Raw genomic sequence first — 18,558 nt, forward strand, 5'->3', positions numbered from 1 at the left:
AGATGATTGAAGAATTACAAATTTGAAAGAATTCCGGCAGCTGATTGCGCTGCCGGAATGGTGGCTCAACTGTGATCGAGATCCCAGATCCAGTGGGCATCAATCAGGAGGGATAAGTTTGTCTTTAACGTCTCTACTTGTGCCTCTAGGGCCGTTGTGGCTGCCGAAACGGATTGGCGGCGGGCTAAAAGCAATGATTGAAGATCCGCCTCCCCCAACTCATACGCTCGTTGAGTCTGGCTCTTGTTCGTTTCCATCTCCTGAGCTCCGTCCTTGGCAAGCAGATAGCTTTCAAAGGCGCCTTCAGCCAACGCCAGATTTTGTGTAATCAAGGTCGTAAGTTGTCGCTTAACAAGCGCTGAATCGTGCCTAGTAGCGTCTTCCTGCGCCAACGCTTGAGCATAACGCGCACTACGTGACCGGCTAGGTATTGGCATACTCACGCTGACGCCATAGATACGCTCTCTGTTACCCTGCTCAGAGTTCGTAAATACGCCAAATGTGGGGTCGGGTATTTTATCCGCCCGGGCACGTCCGGACAAACCTTCAGCGCGCCTTGCAGTTGCGATGGTGCGCCTCAGCTCATCGCTTTGCTCAATAATTCTCGCCGTCCAGGACTCATCATTTCCAGTAACTTTTACGGGAGCCGGCAGAGCGACTCGCGCTCGCTCAACGCCAGGAAACTTGGTGGTAAGCGCAATCCAAGTCGTAGTTGCCTTCACCTTTGCATCATTACCCGAGCGTAATTGATCGGAGAGCTCTGCCTTAGCGATATTCACGTCAAGCGTAGATGCGTCCCCCGCTCTGTTGCGTTTCTGCACTGCTGCCAGGCTATCTTTAGCCGACTCTACTCCTCTCGCCGCAATATCTCGGGCCTCCTCAGCAGCTTGCCAATCAAGCCAAGCTAACATCAGTTCACGGGCGGCTTCATGCCTAGCTTCACCATAACTAGCCTCCGCAATTTCAAGGGTTGCGGTACTGATATCCGAGTCAGCACTAGACTTTCCAGGGAGCCGTATGGTGCGCTCTACTCCAGCCGTCCACTCGTTATAGTTAGGCCCCCCCTGGACACGACGCTGCTGAGAGGTACCGTTAACTATCCATTCGTAAGGAGATCTTTTAATAATCCCCGCCTCCTGTATAGCCGCATCCAGACTGGCCCGGGCTGACTCTACTCGTGGATCTGCATCCAATAGCTTTGTCGCAATGCTTGCTGGTAAAATTTGAGCAGGTGGCAATGGCATTTCAAAAGACTGAGGCTGAGCCGCTCCACTGGCACCCAGTAGTAATACTAGAAGTAATAACTTTTCCATCACACCAGAACTCCCGAACGGTAAATAGGGGTCGACCAATAGCGAATACCCGAGCTAGTGAAAAGCCTCTCAAATTCACTAATCCAGAGTTCGAAGCGTTCCTCGTCTACCACGACAACGATTTCCGTTTCTTTAGCGCTTCCCATAACCTGCTCCGCAGAGTTCAACATGGAGTTGGATAGTCCATGTACTGAAACCACCCTGCTCGTAAAGACTCCGATGCTAGGATCACAAAGAAAATAGTCAGAAACCTTCTCTTCAAGACTTAGCGGCAAAAGTAGAGTAATTCGCAAGTTAGGCATTGGAGCTCTCCTTTTTCGAATGAGCAAAACGCAAATACAGTATCGGTAAGAGGAGAAGTGTCAATGCCGTAACAGTGATCAAGCCGCCTATCACTACAATAGCCAAAGGGCGTTGAATTTCTGAGCCAGGGCCCGTTGCAAATAGAAGTGGAACCAGTCCAAAAGCAGTAATAGAAGCAGTCATGAGGACTGGTCTTAACCGGCGCCTTGAACCTTGGATGACTACGTCTTTAATAGCCATCCCTTCATGATAGAGCTGATTGAAATAGCTGACCAAGACGATCCCGTTGAGTACCGCGATACCTAACAGTGCGATGAAGCCGACTGAAGCTGGCACTGACAGATATTCGCCAGTAACCCAAAGGGCAACGATACCGCCTACAAGTGCAAAAGGAATATTGCTAAGAATAAGCAGAGCCTGTCTGACGGATCCAAATGTCGAAAACAGCAGCACGAAAATCAAGCCAAGTGCGACTGGAACCACAATAGATAATCTCGCAGCAGCGCGCTGTTGATTCTCGAACTGCCCACCCCAAGTAATTGTGTAACCTTTGGGTAATTCGATATTTTTGGCAACCGAAGCCTTGGCCTCCTCAACAAAACCTACCAGATCCCTGTTACTCACGTTCGCAATTACTACGCCATATCGGCTACCCATTTCACGGTCAATTTTAACGGGGCCGTCCGCACGAACTAACTTGGCGACATCGCGCAGAGGAACAGACATTCCTGAAGGTGTAGTGATAATCAAAGCATCGAACTCCGCCGGTGAGGTACGAACACTTTTATCAGCACGAATCAAGATCGGCGTACGCTGATTGCCCTCGATCACAATGCCAGCTTGCTTACCTTCAATCTGAACTCTAAGTATGTTTTGAATGGTTTCAACATCAAGTCCTAATCGACCTGCTTGCAATCGGTCAATTTCGACTCGCAAGTATTGGACACCGTCATTTTGAACCGTATAAACGTCCTGGCTACCGTTGATTGTCTTCAGTAATTCTTCAATTTGGGTTCCGAGCTTATTGAGTGTGCCAAGGTCTGGGCCATATACCTTCACGGCCAAGTCGCCCCGAACACCAATAATCATTTCAGATACACGCATTTCGATAGGCTGAGTAAAGCTGTATTCGATACCAGGTAAATTATCTAGAACTTTACGAATCTCATTCAGCAAATCTTCCTTAGAGCTCATGCGCCACTGGTCTTTTGGCTTGAGCAGCAAATAGGTGTCAGTCTGATTGAGACCCATAGGATCCAAACCAATCTCATCAGAGCCAGCGCGAGCTACAACTCCTTTTATCTCTGGTATAGCCGTCATCAACGCCATTTGAATCTTTTTATCCAGCTCGGCAGTTTGCTCGAGACTGATGGATGGCAATTTCTCTATACCCACGATCAAGTCCCCTTCATCCATTGTAGGCATAAAGGTTTTACCGACTTGTGTGTACACAATCCCAGCGGCTAAAAGCATAACTGCAGCACCAACAAACACTACTTTTTGCTTCTGCATGCCCCAACTCAAAATCGGGTTATAGAGCCCTAGAAGCTTTCTCGCCAACCAAGGATCTTCATGCTTTACCTCTTTTAAAAAATAAGATGAAAGCACAGGTATAACAGTTAAGGAAAGCAGCAACGACCCTGCCAGTGCAAAAGCAATCGTCAGCGCTACAGGGACGAAAAACTTGCCCTCAAGGCCTTGTAGGGTCATTAGAGGGAGGAAAACAGTAATGATGATCAAGATACCAGAAGTTACAGGAACAGCGACTTCTCGAACGGCTCGGAATATGAGATGAAGCCTTGGAACTTTTCCACGAGACTCATCGGTAGCCAGTCGCTGCACGATGTTTTCAACAACGACCACTGCCGCGTCGACCAGCATCCCGATTGCAATTGCTAACCCCCCCAAGCTCATAAGGTTGGCAGACATATTAAATAGTCGCATAAGGATGAAAGTAATCAGCGCCGCAAGTGGCAGCACGAGCGCAACGGTCAAAGCCGCACGAATGTTCCCCAAAAATAGTGCAAGTAGAATGATGACGAGTACGGTTGCTTCAAGTAAAGCTTTGAAAACAGCACCGACAGCTTTATCTACCAGAGACGAGCGGTCATAGAAACTCGTAATCGATATCCCTGCAGGTAAGGTAGGTGCTAACTCTGCCAATTTGTCCTGCACGCCTTTAACCACCTCACGCGCATTTGAACCAGCAAGGCCTAGTACCAATCCTTGCACTGCTTCATTGGTGCCATTCTGAGTTACTACGCCATAGCGTGTGAGCGTTCCGATCTGTACTCTCGCAATGTCGCTAACTCGAACCGGAGTTCCGGTCGTCGCACTCACCACTATATTTTTTAGATCGTCAAGCGAGTTAATGCTACCCTCACTTCGCACCAATAATACTTCATCGCCTTCGGCCAAACGTCCTGCACCATCGTTCCGATTATTTATACTTAGAGCATTCGATAGTTGCTCCAGGGTTATTTTATTGGCTGCCATCTTCATAGGGTCAGGAAGCACCTCAAAAGTGCGCACCAAACCACCCAGGGAGTTGACATCGGCAACTCCAGGCACTGTCCGCAGCGCCGGCCTAATTACCCAGTCCAACAAGCTTCGGCGTTCTACCAGCGATAAAGAGTCTCCGTCGACCGTAAACATGAACATTTCCCCTAACGGGGTAGTGATAGGAGCCATGCCACCGGAAATACCCTCCGGTAAACTGTCCGACAGATTTCCGAGTCGCTCAGCAACCTGTTGGCGAGCCCAGAAAATGTCGATGCCATCCTGAAAATCGATGGTGACGTCTACCAGACCATATTTCGTCACTGATCGAAGTGTTTTGGTGTTCGGAATGCCAAGCATCTCAACTTCGACGGGTACTGCGATACGACTCTCTACCTCTTCCGGCGTCATGCCGGGGGCTTTCATAATAATTTTAACTTGAGTGCTTGCAACGTCTGGAAACGCATCAATCGGCAGGCCGCGATAGGCATACCAACCCGCAGCAGAAATCAAAACCGTAACCAAAATTATAAATAATCGTTGGGCCAGAGAAAATTGAATGAGCTTGTTCAAAATCATTCTGCTTCCCCTTCAGCAAGCCAGGCGCCTTTCAGCGCAATCACACCACTGATAGCTACTTGGTCTCGTGGTTGAAAGTCACCTTCAATTCGCACGTATTGGCCTGTACTGGCCATAACTTCGACAGGGCGGACTGAAAAGCCCTGCTCAGTTTTCACAAATACGACTGAGTCTGCCTTATTGCGAGCGATAGCGGACAATGGTAGATCCCAAGTATTTCCTGAAGATGCTACTGGAATATCGACTGAAATATACTCACCAGGCCTCAGCTTACCTTGAACGTTCTCTATTTCTGCTCGCATTATTACAAACTGATTGCCCGACGCTATAATGGGGCTGATGCTTTTAATTTTCCCTGATACATCTTTACCTACAACATTTACAATAGTACCTAAGCTTATATTTTGCGCAGCCGTTGAAGTGGCCTGTATATCTACCCACAGAACCTTGACTTGGGCGATATTCAATAAAGCTGTAGCAGCATCAACTCTCTGGCCGGGCTTCACCGAGATAGACGTGACAATACCGTCTTGAGCCGCCGCCAAAATAATTCCGTCCGAAGGCGAACCCGACTTTATAATTTTATCGGTGTCAGACTTCGAGAGACCTGCAAGTGAAAGTTCTGAGCGCACCTGTGATAGCGTTGCCTCAGCCTCACGTAAGGCTGCCTCCGCTTCTTGCGCCCTCCGTTGAGGAATAATGCCCTCTTCAAAGAGAGTATTTTCGCGGTTGTAGGCTTTTCTAGCGAGGCTTGCTCGAGATGAAGCCTGTAGCAATTCAAGCTGCAATTGGCTCATGGCGGGGCCTGTCAACCGCACCACCGGGTCACCTTTTGTTACAACCTGAAATTCCGAGACGAGAAGCTGCGAAACCATAGCCTGCATCGGTGACGTAACGATCTGTTCTGCGCCGGGAGGTACGACCACCTGAGCAGGGTAACGATTTTTTAGATCTCCAGAGTTACTAAGAACTGGTGCTGTCTGGATTCCCATCGTCTTCATCTGATCGGTGCTTATATTAAGCTGTTCAACCGCCCAGGCTTGACTTCCTAAAAAACAGGAAACCAAAAGCGTGATGTTCCGGCGAAGTTTGAAGCTAGTGGTTTTCGTCATCTTCTTTCCTAATAACGTAAGTCGCTCGCCAAGCCATTGGGCGCTCTCTATCTGGCCTTACGAGTCAAGTAAAGCCGGATTGCTTAAAGCTGGCCTATTCGCATCTAATGTTAACGGGCAGCAAATATCAGGAAGGTGACGCTTAAATTACAATTCTGTAGGATTCAGAAACAGCTAATTTATTTGCTATAACCGGTGCAAGAATAGCGAAGACTACTTAATCGTAAAAACTATTAGATTGAACCGCTGAGCGGGGTGCGTCGATATGTCACAGTTACGATTTACAGTATTTTCACAACCTCTTTGATAGGGATCTTTGATTGCACATTTCGTGTTCAAATAAATCTTTTATTGTCGGGTAATTGGTCGATATGCGTATATTAGTCGTTGAAGACGAAATTAAGACAGCTGAGTATATACAGCAAGGCTTAACTGAAAGTGGGTATATTGTAGACCATGCTGCTAATGGCATTGATGCGCTGCATATGTTCAATAATAACCTATACTCCCTGGTTATTCTCGACGTGAACCTTCCAGGTGTTGATGGGTGGGGCGTTTTGGGACTAATTCGTAAAACGAGCCAGGTAAAAATCATGATGCTTACGGCGAGGGGGCGCCTAGTAGACAAGGTTAAAGGTCTCGATGCCGGAGCTGATGACTATTTAATTAAACCTTTTGAATTTCCAGAACTTCTCGCTCGTGTTCGTTCAATGCTTCGTCGTGGCCAGGAGAGAATTGAAGAGGCCACAATGAAAGTGGCTGATCTTGAACTCGACCTGGGCCGACGTAGAGCCTATCGTGGCACTACGCGCATTGATCTCTCGACAAAAGAGTTTTCACTTTTACATTTGCTATTAAGTAGAAGCGGTCAGGTAATGACTCGATCTCAAATTATATCTCTAGTGTGGGATGTAAACTTTGACTGTGACACGAACGTTATTGAGGTGTCTATTCGCCGTCTACGAGCCAAAGTTGACGACCCATTTGAAAACAAACTCATTCACACAATTCGCGGAGTGGGATATGTATTAGAGGATCGCTCATGAGTCGAGATAGTCTTGCAACTCAGTTAGGGTTGAAAGTCGGAGCCATGAGCACACTTTTGGTACTGGCTGTTTGTTTTTTTGGGTATCAATTTGTCGCCAAAGGGCTCGATCAAATTGCAACATCCGCGCTTGAAGCTAAAATGAATAGTGTTGCCCATAATTTATCAGATATAAAAAGCGTTGAAGAAGTCAAGCCAAATGCTCACACGCTAATTGACCTCGCCATGGGGCACAATAATCTATTTGTCAGTATATTTGATGCTACTACTTTAAATGAGCCTATCTTCACAATTGGGCCTAAGCCAAGCACTCTTGAACTGCATAGATTTTCCGCTACACCCTCAATTACCTACCATGAATGGCAAGATCAATCCGGGCGCCCTATGCTCAGCGCTTCACAAATTATGAGACTGGAAAATGATGCTCAGGTTTTTACATATTTAACTATGGATCAATCGGCAAATACGGAGCTTTTAAACTCGCTGATGAGGCGAGCCCTAATCGCTGCTCCGTTTCTCTTGTTATTCATATTTGCCTTAGCATGGCTGACCGTCCGCAGGGGGCTGAAACCTCTAACAAATTTTTTGCGAGTAGCTTCCCGGATATCGACTGAGAACCTTGAGCAACGTCTCCCTGTCGCTAATCTACCTTTTGAGCTACGCGAACTCGCCAACGGTATCAATTCGATGTTGAATCGCCTAGATGGAGGAGTTCAACAGCTTTCGCAGTTTTCAGACGATCTGGCGCATGAACTGCGCACGCCTATTACAAACCTTATGGGCAAGGCCCAGGTAACTTTATCGCGGGAACGAGACCTGCCAGAGTACAAGGAAGTATTGGAAAGCTGCACTGAGGAGTTGGAGCGGGTCACACGCATTGTATCTGACATGCTTTTCATTGCTCATGTTAGTCATCCTGCTTCGTCAATTCACTTTGAAACAGTAAAGCTACACAATGAAGTTGTGCAAATTATGGATTTGTTCAGTTATCCTGCGGAAGAGAAAGGATTGAGGATTGTACTAACAGGGGAAGGGGAGGTCAGGGGAAACCGGTTAATGATCCAGCGAGCAGTTTCAAATTTACTTTCTAATGCGATTCGTTATTGTATAAAGAATGAAACTATACAGCTTAAAATTGAGGTGCTGCAGGACTCTGTACGATTAGGGGTCGGCAATCCAGGTGTCAGCATATCCAGTGAACACCTTCCTAGACTATTCGAGCGGTTTTACCGTGCAGATAAAGGGCGCGCTAGAAGCCAAGGGGGAACCGGACTTGGGTTAGCTATCGTCAGATCAATTATGAGCCTGCATCAGGGTAAGGCTAGTGTAGATACTTCCACTGATGGCTACACACTATTTTTCCTCGATTTTCCAGTGGTGCAGTCGAGTCAGGCTACTACTGCCCGCCTGATCTAGTGTATCCAATTTAATGGATACGAACAGTTAAGTTGTCAACTACGCATTTTATGACTGTAGGGTCTTCAGGAGAACTGAGCTGGCTTCTTTATCTACCCCCTTACCTCTGCACGTATATTTTAGATCTTGGATTTATCGGGAGGGTTGTATCACAAAGCAGTCATAATTAAAAATGTCAAAAATGTAAGCTTGGAATCATCTTCTCGTTAACTTCATTTCATTATAATTACCATGAGTTATAGAGTTTAACTGGCGCATCCGGTTAGCTCTACGTAGGCCAATGGTTGTAGGTCTATGACTCAGCGTTGTCCTTATGCTGTACCATTCACCTTATGTGGCTCCTTTAAGGTGATATTTCAGGCGTCCTTCGGGGCGTCTTTTTTTCGTTCTCCCATCCTTGCCGAGGATAAATACTTCTCTTAGCCATGAGGCATTGTCGTTATTTCTCTACTCATCAGTTCCTGATAAATCAAGTATCCGACCACACAAACGAACTCTGCGCTTTAGCGCGGTTTTAGTCGCTTTGCTGGAGCACTAAGATAGTCCGAATTCTGCCATGACCATCCAGTTACGTATCTAAACGTTCCCGGTTTATACTTCCAAGGCCTCATCTTAATTATCAGTCAGGGTTAGCTTGCAGCGTCTTTGTTAATATTGTGCGACTTTCCAATAGTTAGTCATGGCCTAGTAGCCGTAGCCGGTAATAGGCAGGCTGCAGTAGCAAGTAACTCAGGCAATAATATTTTTGGGGAGCCGGCATGGGGTATTGGGAGAATTTGTGAGGAAGGTCTTCATCGATTTTGCCCGTGATCCGACGTCCCGATTAAATACAGAAGGCGTGGTATGTCAGCTGGGGATACACGGGGGGGGGCCGTGAGGCCCCTGTCATTTGCTATGAAAACGAAAGAGTTTTGATTTTTGCCCTAATCGGGTTATTAGCCCGTCAGGGATACATTTTACCGAAATAAACTAAAACTATTAACTTTTGATGTTGAGCGTCTCAACCACCATGAGCTTTGCAGTCACCATAAACCATATATCTAAGCGTGTTAAGCTCGCCTTGTGAATCCTCATACGTCATGGCAGCTGGCGTGGGCCCGCAAGCTTTAGCGGCTTTTACCACGCTGACAACTTTAACCATATCAATTTTCATTCCATAGTTATATTGCCTCACTATTGGTGCAATCTTTCCCTTGCTAGCGGCATATAGATCCATAGCGACACTGTTATCAAGCATTTTCTTATCAAACGCGTCATCTCCGCTACTTTCAGCAAGTATGGTTGATGAATAGGCAAAAATCGCTGCAATAAAGAGCACCTTAAAACTTTTCATTTGATCAGACCTCAACGAGCTACACGCAACAGTCATGGAACGTCAAGAGGAGGCGCTTGAACATACGCAATTCAATTACGTGAAAATCCGTTATCAAAACTGATGACAGGTTTATTAAGTCCTATCTAAAATCACTCTTCTTTGCCCGAGCTATTTTTCTTTAACGAGATGGATTGGCCTTGAGTGTTCTTTTCAGCATGATTTTTCATGGCCTGCTGACTCGCTTGCATCATTCTTTCAAATGTCCGATCTCCTCCTCCCTCAGCCAGGGCAAGGGATGAGATGAAAAAAGCGGTTATCAGCATACATACTTTGTAAATTTTCATATTGGAAAGCCTCATTGGATAATGAAGCCAGCTTAGCAAAACCAAGATATCCAGGTGATTGCGCCGAGATTACATCTTCGCAATTATTTGCTGTAGGTAATGCACCTCACTTTAACTCTCGATATGTTTTCAACCAGCTTAGCTATTCCCAAATAGTAAAATAAACCGCAACGCTGGCCCACACGCAGAACAGGGCAGGTACATCCTGGCCCTATTTATCCCTAATGAGAGTATCGCTAGCTATATTGCGCGCTGTAGAGCCAGTAGTAGGGTAAGGTGCCCTGGATAGAACCAATATCCCCATTGCCGCACTGGCCAGACTTTGAAGGTAAAGCTCTGACGCAATAGCCAAAGCCCTATCAAGGGGGCGACGAACGCGGTACTCAATGCCATCAGTGAATAGACTTCAAAGTCCAACGCCCTGGCTACTATGCTGCTCCGGGTATTGATCAATAGGCATAAAGCAGCAGGCAACAACCAAAGAACACCGGGTTTTTTGATTGCGAGGAGAACTGCCGCTGGAACCAGTGCTCCATAAAGCCCATACATCAGTGGGTCGTCTAGGATGTAGGCAATAGCTGCGGCAATCAGCGCCATAACACAGCTCAAAAGAGTGCGATATTGCCATCCCCATGCAATCAACAATCCTAACGCTAAGGTAACCAGGACGTTGAATGAGCCCGAGTTACTGATGTAGCGATATGGCACTTCTGAAATAACGGCGAACAATAGTATCAGCGTAAGATATCGACCGTTCGAAGGTGTCAGCAATTCACCTGGTTTGGAACGCGCCACGTTGGCAGCAATGGCCACACAGAAGAGAGGAAAGGAAAGGCGCCCTGGGATGAACAGATTGCTCATCTCCGGCCACACCAATCGTAAGTGATCAATAACCATGGTCATCATTGCAAGCCACTTGATCAGATCCAGGCTACTGCTTCGTCCCTCAAGTGAGGAGCGAAGAAACGCATGAGCAGCTATCATGCCCACCCCATTGTTACGACGGTCAGCACAAGATAGCGCACACCCTTGGCCAAAGTTACGATCAGCAGAAAACTCCAAAAAGGCTCTCGCATCACGCCGGCGACGACAGTCAGCGGATCCCCAATGATTGGCACCCAGCTCAGCAGTAAAGACCAGCGCCCATAGCGAAGATAGAACAGCTGGCCTTTCTCCAGCTTATCCTCGCTCACAGGGAACCATCGCTTGTGGCGGAACCGTTCAACGGAGCGGCCCAGCACCCAGTTCAATGCAGACCCAAGCACGTTGCCGAAAGTAGCGACCGCCAAAAGTATTGAGGTGACGTACTGATCGGAAAGCAACATTCCAACCAGTACCGCTTCAGACTGCATTGGTAGCAGCGTAGCGGCGCCGAATGCCGCCAGGAAAAGACCGACGTAGCTGGTGAGCTCAAACACTTGGACATCGCCCTTATGCGTTCAGGCCGATCCAGCCATGGAAACCTACGTACAGACCAACACCGATGATTAGGACACTGGACAGATACGGTGCTCGACGAGCTACTGTGCCTAGCCACGGCCAGCGGCTGGAAGCCTGCTTAGCGCCAATTGCCGCCGCCGCTCCGACGATGACCAATGTGAGCGCCAATCCTATGCTGAAGCACAGGACGAGCATGCCTCCCAGCGCAATTTCTTTGACCTGAAGACAAAGCAACAAAACTGTGATGGCGGCAGGACAGGGAATTAGTCCTCCAGTCAGGCCAAACATTATGATCTGGCCCGTCGTGACCTCGCGGTTAGTAAAACGCTTACGGATATCGTTGGCATGCGCACGTTCATGCGCATCCTGATAGCCATCAATCGACAACTCCAGGCCTTCCAATTCGGAATGGGCATGTCCGTGATCATGCTCTAGGTATTCCAGATCATAGTCATGGGAGTGACCTGCATGACCCAAACTCAAGCGAGCACTGAACTCGTGTGGTTCGGGAATATCGACCGTCGACTCCAGGAAGCCTTCGCGCTCAACGAAAGAGAACGATTGGGTGCTACCGTCCGGGCGAGTAGTTACCAAGCGGACATCTGAGGCTGTCCATGCGTGGCCGGCCAATGTCTTCACACGCCAATGCGGTGGTATGCCTTCTTCGAATATCGAAAGCTCAACGCGGCCATGGCCAGTGTCAATACGGTGAGTCTCATCATGATGCCCATGATCATGCTCGCCATCGTGTTGATCGCCACCTTGCTCGAACTTGAACATTTGCTCGCCACGCCAAGTCCGCCACAGCATCCACAGCGCAATCACGATGATCAGTGCAGAAGAGGCTAGCTGGAAATACGGCTCCGTGGTTTGGGCATCCAGGCCTTTGCCCAAGTACATGCCGCCGATGGCGACCAACCACACCACTGCGGTGTGCGACAGCGTCGCGGCCAAGCCCAACAAAACTGCCTGTTTGACGGAGCCACGGATGGCCACAATGAAGGCCGCCATCATAGTTTTTGAATGACCAGGTTCCAGGCCATGCAAGGCTCCGAGCAAGATAGCACTCGGGAAATACAACCAGGCGTGAGCCCCGCCTTGTTGTAGCAGTTCAGCGAAGTTTGGCATGTTTAACCTAGAGGTATTTGGTGATTTGTTTGAACGCTTCCAACGGTGCGCGCTCGCCATTACCCAGTGCCGAAACGGTGTCCTCTAGACAGTGATCAATGTGATCCTGGATGAGCGTCCGCTTGGCTTGGCACACCGCTTTTTCTACAGCATGCAACTGCTGTGCGATGTCCACGCATTGGCGCCCCTCTTCGATCATGGTGATGATGCCTCGCAAATGACCGTCCGCCCGCTTGAGGCGCTTGATGATTGCCTCATGACTTTGGTGAGTGTGGGGATGGCTGTGTTCTTGTTCGTGTTCACTCATGACTTGAGGCTCAGGCTTCAATGAATTATGCTGGCATCCTATCCCCCCTAGGAGGATATAGTCAAACGTAAGAAAGCCCCATTCAACAGGTAGAAAACCGAACTCCATGTTCAGCAGGACACTGACAATAACGGTGGTAATCGCGCTTGCTCTCGCTATGTTGGTGGCTTGGGCCGGGCATACCTATTCGGTATCAGTGACGTCGACACAGCCAGCCTGGGAGATCACACAAGACGCCAATCATTCCCACGGCGAAGAGGCCTCATCCAGCTATTCAAGTCTTTCAGATCACTACCATTCGCCATTGACCCCTGATCATCAGCACGAGACGCCGCAACTCACTGCCGCGTTGATGCTGGCGACATCCCCTATGCTAGCCATCCGGGTCGATGCGCTTCGACACTCTGTTCCGCTGCCGCCGATATTTTTGATCGAGCGTCCACCCCGTCCTGCGTTCGCATCCTGACCATGGCCGCAATGCGGCCCACGATCACTGCAACGTAGGATTAATTCATGCATTCGTACTCAATGAGCGGTGTTGGCGCATTCTCTGCGCCCTCGCATCGCCCGCTATTACTGTTGTTTTTGTTTTTGGCGGCACTTTTCTTCGGCATGCCCGAAGCGATGGCGCATGCCGTCGCTGAAGGTGACAAGGGTTTCATCCAAGAAAGCACCGGAATCATGTTGTTGCCGTTCATCTATATGGGCGCCAAGCACATGATGACGGGCTACGATCACTTGCTGTTCCTGTTCGGAGTAATCTTCTTCCTCTACCGCCTGAAAGACGTGGGCCTCTACGTCACGCTGTTTGCGGTGGGACACTCGGTCACGCTGCTGCTTGGCGTACTTACAGAGGTCAGCATCAGCTCGTACATCATCGACGCCATCATTGGCTTCTCGGTGGTGTACAAGGCGCTCGACAACCTGGGCGCATTCCAGCGCTGGTTCGGTTTCCAACCCAACACCAAAGTGGCCACGCTGATCTTCGGCTTGCTCCACGGTTTTGGTCTGGCGACGAAGATCCAGGAGTACGAGATCTCGCCTGATGGCCTGATTCCGAACCTGATCGCCTTCAATGTTGGCGTTGAGATCGGTCAATTACTGGCCCTCAGCGCGATTCTCATCCTGATGGGGTACTGGCGTCGCACTGGTGGTTTTTGGCGCCACGCCTATACCGCCAACGTCGCCATGATGAGTGCCGGGTTTCTGCTAATGGGTTACCAAATCACCGGCCTGTTTCTCTCCGCGTAAGGAATTCTGACCATGTTTAATACTCCGCTTCCAACTGTTAATGAATTGCCAAGCACTCGCAAACTGGTGCGCTCGACTGTCATTGCACTGCTGACTGCTGTCGGTCTGCTGGTGACTGTTGTCATGCCTTCGGAATACGCCGTTGATCCAACAGGTGTGGGCCGAGCATTAGGGCTAACCCAGATGGGCGAACTGAAGATCATCCTGGCCCAAGAGGCTTTGGCGGATGCAACTCCGCCGCAAGCATCAGCTCCAGCTCCAGCTATGCAGGTCGCGCAAGTCCAGCCTGTTGCGAAACCTGTTGCTCAGCCGGCACCCACGCCAACTTCAGCTTTGAAGACGAATCAAATGAGCGTCACGCTCAAGCCAGGTGAAGGGACGGAAATAAAGCTCGAAGTCTTGAAGGGCAAGTCTGTTAGCTACGAATGGACTGCGGTTGGTGGGCCTGTGAACTTCGATACCCATGGCGAACCCTACAACGGCGAGAAGGGTTACTTCCACAGCTACAGCAAGGGCAAGCAGGTCAAAAGTGACAAGGGTGAATTTACGGCCATTTTTGACGGCACCCATGGTTGGTTTTGGCGTAATCGCAGCAACAACGACGTGACCATTGCACTTAAAACCAACGGCGATTACTTGAGCGTCAAACAGTAATTCAAAACAGCGATGGCTGTCCTGCTGCCGATAATTCAGCGCTCAGCCAGCACCAGACCATTTATTTCATCCAAATTTTGAAGAGTCCTTCCATGAAAATCCCAACCACCCTGTTTCGTTCGATGCTCCTGATCTGCTTCTTCGGCCTGATGACGGCATGCGGCGGTGGTGAGAAAGGAGAAACCTCCGAGTCCGCTGCACACGGACACTCACACGAGTGACACCCTGAATAGAACAAGGCCGCAGTTGCGGCCTTGTTTGTTTCTACATCTCAACCTGCGTACCCAGTTCGATCACTCGGTTCAGCGGCAAGTTGAAATATTTAAGGTTGCTGTTGGCGTTCTTCAGCAGAAAAGCGAACAAGCCTTCTCGCCAACGAGCCATACCGATCCGCTTGGTCGGGATAACGGTCTCGCGGCTAAGGACGTAGGTCGTACGCATCGGACTGAAGTCCAGCTCACTCAAATGACAAACACTCAAGGCTGCGGGTACGTCAGGCTCCTCGATAAAGCCAAAGTGGAGACTGACTCGGAAGAACCCTTCGCCGTAAGCTTCAACCTCAAACCGTCGACCCTGGGCGACAAAGTCCCCATCGTATTACTACCTCAGGAGTGGCTCGCCGGAGCGCTTCCACAGACTCAAAGCGTCAAAGATGCTGCCCTGTATTACTTCCTTCCCCACTGCACTGAAAAGACAAATGAGCCAAACAGCATTGGCCTTTGGCAGCAAGTCTATGAGCGCATGGGACTGAATTTACAGGTTCAAGCGAGCGGGTGCTGCGGCATGTCTGGTACTTATGGGCATGAGACAAAAAACGCCGGTACTTCAGAGGTGATCTACAAGCAGTCTTGGGCGCCGCTCGTGCCCCTGGCCGGTTATTGGCTGACAGATATTCTTGCCGAAGCCAAGTGAAACGGCAAGATGGTGTGACCGTCTAGCATCCCCTGCAGGCGCTGCGCGCTGTTGTCAGGGATAATGCAGCCTGAGCTCATGCGCATCAGTAAACTTTTGCCTGAGACTCAGTAAATGACTCGGCAGTGGGCCCACTTCCGTCTGCTTTTCGGCCCGGACTCATCTCACGAAAAAACGTACGCCGATATTCAGACGGCGACGTGCCAAGATGAACGCCGAATTGCTGCCTCAAAGATAAGGGCGTTCCGAACCCTGCCTCACCCGCCACACACTCAATAGGCAAGTCAGTCGTCTCCAACAGCTCTTGCGCCCTGACAACGCGCTGGGCGTTTAACCATTTTGAGAATGTGCTTCCGGTGGCTTCCCTGAATCGCCGAGTAAATGTGCGCCGACTCATTCTCGCCCTGTCCGCCAGCACGTCGAGCGACAGATCACTCGAAAGGTTCACACGGGCCCACGTTAGAACATCAGACAGATGAGTCTCGCTGGACAGTTGTGGCACAGGATGCTCCACGTACTGAGCTTGGCCGCCCTGCCTGTGCGGCGGCGTCACCAGCATCTTCGCGGTGCGATTCGCCACCCCAGCGCCGAGTCTCTGGCGTACCAGGTGAAGGCAACAGTCGATAGCCGCTACGGTTCCTGCAGAGGTTATGATATTGCCATCACTAACATAAAGCACGTCGGGTCTGAAACGAACGGCGGGAAAACGTTGGGCAAACTTTTCTCGGCCTGCCCAGTGAGTGGTTGCTTCTCTCCCATCCAGTAGCCCTGCATCCCCTAGCACAAACGCGCCCAAGCACAGCCCTACGATGAGCTTACCCTGCGTGTGGGCGAGCTGCAGCGCGTTCACAAGTTGCGCAGATGCAGCGACCGATGGATCAGCCCACGCTGGAATGACGATTACATCAGAGGCCTCCATCAGCTCCAGGCCTTGAGCAACCGCTAAGTCGAGACCTTGGTCGCTAGTAACCATACCCGGCGTCTCTGCGAAGTAATTGACCTCATACTGAGGTTCACCAGGTGCGGACTGCGCCGTCCCCAGCACCATTCCCGGCACGGAAAGATGGAACAGGCTGACGCCGTCAAAAGCCAGAACAGCAACACGTATGGATTGCATCAGTGATCCTCGAGGTAGCTGTGTGGCTTGCATCGAGCGCGCACAGGAATATATGAGCAACGGTCAACGGTGATGCATCGCGTGGGCGGTATAAGCAACTGATCCCGTGGACTCGCGGACAAGGCTGATCGTTTGGCCCGATTATATCGAAATATGTCATTCAGGCCACTGTTGACCTTTATTGCATTGAGCAAGAATTGAGGCATCAATGTATTAACAGGATTCACCCCATGAACTTCAAAGCTCTTCCCCTCGTCCTTAGCATTGCTTGCGCGGCAGGGGCCACCACGGCATTCGCGGAAACAACTACGCCGAAGCCGTCTGATGCATCTCATAAAGTGGGTTTGCAGGAAATTCGTAACGCCACCGTAAAAATCTCCTACGGCGGCACCACCTTCCTGATCGACCCGATGCTTGCCAAGAAGGGAGCGTATCCAGGATTTGAAAATACCTATCGGAGCAACCTTCGCAATCCATTGGTTGATCTGACCGAGTCGCCCGAAAAAGTGATCTCTGGTGTTGACGCCGTCATCGTCACTCATACGCATCTTGACCACTGGGACGATGCCGCACAAAAAGCACTGCCGAAAGACATCCCTCTGTTCACGCAGCATGAGGACGATGCGAAGTTAATTCGCTCCCAAGGTTTCAGGAATGTGCGCGTACTGACTGACGAAGCTGAATTCGGCGGCGTCAAAATCACCAAGACCGGTGGTCAGCATGGCACCGACGAAATGTATGCAGTACCCGCTTTAGCGAAGCCTCTTGGCGAAGCAATGGGCGTCGTTTTTCAAGCTACAGGCTACAAGACCCTTTATCTAGCCGGTGACACTGTCTGGCGTAAAGAGGTCGACCAGACCATTGAGAAATATCATCCCGAAGTCATCGTACTGAATGCTGGGAAAGCAATGATGACCGGCTATACGGGATCGATCATCATGGGCGAGGAAGACGTTTTACGCGCCTCAAAGGCTGCGAAGGACGCGAAAATCGTCGCAGTGCACATGGATGCAATTAACCACATGTCCCTGAGTCGTGAAGAGCTGCGCACATACGTCAAGAAGCAAGGTATCGAGAGCCGGGTCGATATTCCGGAAGACGGCGCTTCACTGGAGTTCTGACTCAAACCTTTTAGGTTCGGAATAAGGCAGGTGCTCTACCTGCCGACCTGAGCCTTCACCACCAATCCCTATGCTCGGATAATTTGACCGGAGATCGTTCATGAAACGTGGCCTTGTAGTAGTTGATCTGCAAAACGAATACCTGCCCACTGGCAAGCTGCCTTTGACCGGCATCGACACCGCTGTCGAGAATGCTATCCGGGTGATCAGCCACTCCCGTGATAAGGGATTTCCTGTTTTCCACATACGACATGAGTCCGCTGAAGGTGCTCCGATCTTTGCAAAGGGATCCACTGGTGCGGAAATTCAACCAGATGTAGCTCCACAAGGTAATGAACCTGTAATCGTAAAAAAACACATCAACGCCTTCAGGGAAACTGATCTGAAGCAGCAGTTGGAAGCCGCTGATGTTCAGGAAATCGTAGTCATAGGCGCGATGAGCCACATGTGCATCGACGCAGTAGTACGTGCGGCGGTGGATATGGGTTATCCGGTTACTGTGCTGCACGATGCCTGCGCCACTTTGGATCTCACATTTGGTGGTGTAAACGTTCCAGCCGCTCATGCACATGCAACGATGATGGCAGCCTTTGAGTTCGGCTATGCCACCGTCAAATCGGTGGACGAGTACCTGTCGGTCTAACCGCGCAACGACTTAACTTTGCGGGGCCCCATGGGGCCATCGCTTTCATCATCAACGCA

17 protein-coding genes and 2 pseudogenes are annotated in these 18,558 nt (G+C 49.8%); 7 read left to right on the forward strand and 12 right to left on the reverse strand.

Annotated features, from left to right (window positions below):
- Nucleotides 1-65: 65 nt before the first annotated feature.
- Genes B1722_RS16345 through B1722_RS16360 form a run of 4 tightly spaced genes read right to left on the reverse strand, consistent with a single transcriptional unit; the run spans nt 66 to nt 5,806 of the window.
- Entirely contained in the window at nt 66-1,313 is a 1,248-nt protein-coding gene (locus tag B1722_RS16345) for a TolC family protein (protein WP_033902317.1), read from the reverse strand.
- The gene (locus B1722_RS16350) at nt 1,313-1,615 is read right to left on the reverse strand and encodes a DUF3240 family protein (protein WP_033902318.1); all 303 of its coding nucleotides are present in this window, start codon (nt 1,613-1,615) and stop codon (nt 1,313-1,315) included. The genes B1722_RS16345 and B1722_RS16350 overlap by 1 nt, the downstream gene beginning before the upstream one ends.
- Nucleotides 1,608-4,694 carry an efflux RND transporter permease subunit gene (locus tag B1722_RS16355; RefSeq protein ID WP_186352427.1) on the reverse strand — a complete coding sequence of 1,029 codons (3,087 nt, stop codon included), beginning with the start codon at nt 4,692-4,694 and terminating at the stop codon, nt 1,608-1,610. Before B1722_RS16355 ends, B1722_RS16350 begins: the two co-directional genes overlap by 8 nt.
- Nucleotides 4,691-5,806, reverse strand: a complete 1,116-nt coding sequence (locus B1722_RS16360) for an efflux RND transporter periplasmic adaptor subunit (RefSeq protein WP_051422214.1) — start codon at nt 5,804-5,806, stop codon at nt 4,691-4,693. Before B1722_RS16360 ends, B1722_RS16355 begins: the two co-directional genes overlap by 4 nt.
- A 371-nt stretch (nt 5,807-6,177) precedes the next feature.
- Here B1722_RS16360 and B1722_RS16365 point away from each other — a divergent pair, with 371 nt between their 5' ends.
- Nucleotides 6,178-6,852 carry a heavy metal response regulator transcription factor gene (locus B1722_RS16365; RefSeq protein ID WP_086793450.1) on the forward strand — a complete coding sequence of 225 codons (675 nt, stop codon included), beginning with the start codon at nt 6,178-6,180 and terminating at the stop codon, nt 6,850-6,852.
- Nucleotides 6,849-8,267, forward strand: a complete 1,419-nt coding sequence (locus B1722_RS16370) for a heavy metal sensor histidine kinase (RefSeq protein ID WP_086793452.1) — start codon at nt 6,849-6,851, stop codon at nt 8,265-8,267. The genes B1722_RS16365 and B1722_RS16370 overlap by 4 nt, the downstream gene beginning before the upstream one ends.
- 1,000 nt (nt 8,268-9,267) lie before the next feature.
- On the opposite strand, the gene B1722_RS16375 is transcribed toward B1722_RS16370, so the two are convergent.
- From B1722_RS16375 to B1722_RS16400, 6 genes are all read right to left on the reverse strand, one after another.
- Complete coding sequence (locus tag B1722_RS16375) at nt 9,268-9,600, reverse strand: DUF2790 domain-containing protein (RefSeq protein ID WP_034139984.1); 333 nt, start codon at nt 9,598-9,600, stop codon at nt 9,268-9,270.
- A 131-nt stretch (nt 9,601-9,731) separates the two neighbouring features.
- Nucleotides 9,732-9,926: a co-regulatory protein PtrA N-terminal domain-containing protein gene (locus tag B1722_RS16380; protein WP_034139983.1), complete on the reverse strand. Its 195-nt coding sequence runs from the start codon at nt 9,924-9,926 to the stop codon at nt 9,732-9,734.
- A gap of 240 nt (nt 9,927-10,166) precedes the next feature.
- Nucleotides 10,167-10,910, reverse strand: coding sequence for a TraX family protein (locus B1722_RS16385; RefSeq protein WP_052199027.1), 744 nt, complete (start codon nt 10,908-10,910; stop codon nt 10,167-10,169).
- Entirely contained in the window at nt 10,907-11,344 is a 438-nt protein-coding gene (locus B1722_RS16390; RefSeq protein ID WP_034139982.1) for a YqaA family protein, read from the reverse strand. The genes B1722_RS16385 and B1722_RS16390 overlap by 4 nt, the downstream gene beginning before the upstream one ends.
- 13 nt (nt 11,345-11,357) lie before the next feature.
- Nucleotides 11,358-12,494, reverse strand: coding sequence for a nickel/cobalt efflux protein RcnA (locus B1722_RS16395; RefSeq protein WP_034139981.1), 1,137 nt, complete (start codon nt 12,492-12,494; stop codon nt 11,358-11,360).
- A gap of 7 nt (nt 12,495-12,501) precedes the next feature.
- On the reverse strand, nt 12,502-12,801 hold the full coding sequence (locus B1722_RS16400; RefSeq protein WP_033902319.1) for a metal-sensing transcriptional repressor: 300 nt from the start codon (nt 12,799-12,801) through the stop codon (nt 12,502-12,504).
- A gap of 513 nt (nt 12,802-13,314) precedes the next feature.
- Between B1722_RS16400 and B1722_RS16410 the strand changes: the two genes are divergently transcribed.
- Both B1722_RS16410 and B1722_RS16415 read left to right on the forward strand, forming a co-directional pair.
- Nucleotides 13,315-14,052, forward strand: a complete 738-nt coding sequence (locus B1722_RS16410) for a HupE/UreJ family protein (protein ID WP_033902320.1) — start codon at nt 13,315-13,317, stop codon at nt 14,050-14,052.
- A gap of 12 nt (nt 14,053-14,064) precedes the next feature.
- Nucleotides 14,065-14,706: a hypothetical protein gene (locus tag B1722_RS16415; protein WP_034139980.1), complete on the forward strand. Its 642-nt coding sequence runs from the start codon at nt 14,065-14,067 to the stop codon at nt 14,704-14,706.
- A gap of 264 nt (nt 14,707-14,970) precedes the next feature.
- Here the strand turns inward: B1722_RS16415 and B1722_RS16420 are convergent.
- Nucleotides 14,971-15,282, reverse strand: a pseudogene (locus B1722_RS16420) (potassium transporter Kup); the annotation flags it as partial.
- Between B1722_RS16420 and B1722_RS16425 the strand changes: the two are divergent.
- Nucleotides 15,277-15,644 (forward strand): annotated as a pseudogene (locus B1722_RS16425) (hypothetical protein); the annotation flags it as partial. The pseudogenes B1722_RS16420 and B1722_RS16425 overlap by 6 nt on opposite strands.
- 59 nt (nt 15,645-15,703) lie before the next feature.
- On the opposite strand, the gene B1722_RS16430 reads toward B1722_RS16425, so the two are convergent.
- The gene (locus B1722_RS16430; RefSeq protein ID WP_034139979.1) at nt 15,704-16,735 is read right to left on the reverse strand and encodes a GlxA family transcriptional regulator; all 1,032 of its coding nucleotides are present in this window, start codon (nt 16,733-16,735) and stop codon (nt 15,704-15,706) included.
- Nucleotides 16,736-16,965: 230 nt separating this feature from the next.
- Between B1722_RS16430 and B1722_RS16435 the strand changes: the two genes are divergently transcribed.
- Together B1722_RS16435 and B1722_RS16440 are read left to right on the forward strand one after the other, a co-directional pair.
- A complete protein-coding gene (locus tag B1722_RS16435) occupies nt 16,966-17,856 on the forward strand; it encodes an MBL fold metallo-hydrolase (RefSeq protein ID WP_034139978.1) in 891 nt (296 codons plus the stop codon).
- Nucleotides 17,857-17,956: 100 nt separating this feature from the next.
- Entirely contained in the window at nt 17,957-18,499 is a 543-nt protein-coding gene (locus B1722_RS16440) for a cysteine hydrolase family protein (protein WP_034139977.1), read from the forward strand.
- Nucleotides 18,500-18,558 lie beyond the last annotated feature (59 nt).

The sequence above is a fragment of the Pseudomonas sp. SCPG-7 genome (assembly GCF_002156405.1).
GTDB classification, from domain to species: Bacteria; Pseudomonadota; Gammaproteobacteria; order Pseudomonadales; family Pseudomonadaceae; genus Aquipseudomonas; species Aquipseudomonas parakoreensis.

Bases quoted from the DNA above. Each gene is read 5' to 3' on its own strand.
- B1722_RS16345 (WP_033902317.1), bottom strand. From the start codon at position 1,313: ATGGAAAAGTTATTACTTCTAGTATTACTACTGGGTGCCAGTGGAGCG.
- B1722_RS16350 (WP_033902318.1), bottom strand. From the start codon at position 1,615: ATGCCTAACTTGCGAATTACTCTACTTTTGCCGCTAAGTCTTGAAGAG.
- B1722_RS16355 (WP_186352427.1), bottom strand. From the start codon at position 4,694: ATGATTTTGAACAAGCTCATTCAATTTTCTCTGGCCCAACGATTATTT.
- B1722_RS16360 (WP_051422214.1), bottom strand. From the start codon at position 5,806: ATGACGAAAACCACTAGCTTCAAACTTCGCCGGAACATCACGCTTTTG.
- B1722_RS16365 (WP_086793450.1), top strand. From the start codon at position 6,178: ATGCGTATATTAGTCGTTGAAGACGAAATTAAGACAGCTGAGTATATA.
- B1722_RS16370 (WP_086793452.1), top strand. From the start codon at position 6,849: ATGAGTCGAGATAGTCTTGCAACTCAGTTAGGGTTGAAAGTCGGAGCC.
- B1722_RS16375 (WP_034139984.1), bottom strand. From the start codon at position 9,600: ATGAAAAGTTTTAAGGTGCTCTTTATTGCAGCGATTTTTGCCTATTCA.
- B1722_RS16380 (WP_034139983.1), bottom strand. From the start codon at position 9,926: ATGAAAATTTACAAAGTATGTATGCTGATAACCGCTTTTTTCATCTCA.
- B1722_RS16385 (WP_052199027.1), bottom strand. From the start codon at position 10,910: ATGATAGCTGCTCATGCGTTTCTTCGCTCCTCACTTGAGGGACGAAGC.
- B1722_RS16395 (WP_034139981.1), bottom strand. From the start codon at position 12,494: ATGCCAAACTTCGCTGAACTGCTACAACAAGGCGGGGCTCACGCCTGG.
- B1722_RS16400 (WP_033902319.1), bottom strand. From the start codon at position 12,801: ATGAGTGAACACGAACAAGAACACAGCCATCCCCACACTCACCAAAGT.
- B1722_RS16410 (WP_033902320.1), top strand. From the start codon at position 13,315: ATGCATTCGTACTCAATGAGCGGTGTTGGCGCATTCTCTGCGCCCTCG.
- B1722_RS16415 (WP_034139980.1), top strand. From the start codon at position 14,065: ATGTTTAATACTCCGCTTCCAACTGTTAATGAATTGCCAAGCACTCGC.
- B1722_RS16430 (WP_034139979.1), bottom strand. From the start codon at position 16,735: ATGCAATCCATACGTGTTGCTGTTCTGGCTTTTGACGGCGTCAGCCTG.
- B1722_RS16435 (WP_034139978.1), top strand. From the start codon at position 16,966: ATGAACTTCAAAGCTCTTCCCCTCGTCCTTAGCATTGCTTGCGCGGCA.
- B1722_RS16440 (WP_034139977.1), top strand. From the start codon at position 17,957: ATGAAACGTGGCCTTGTAGTAGTTGATCTGCAAAACGAATACCTGCCC.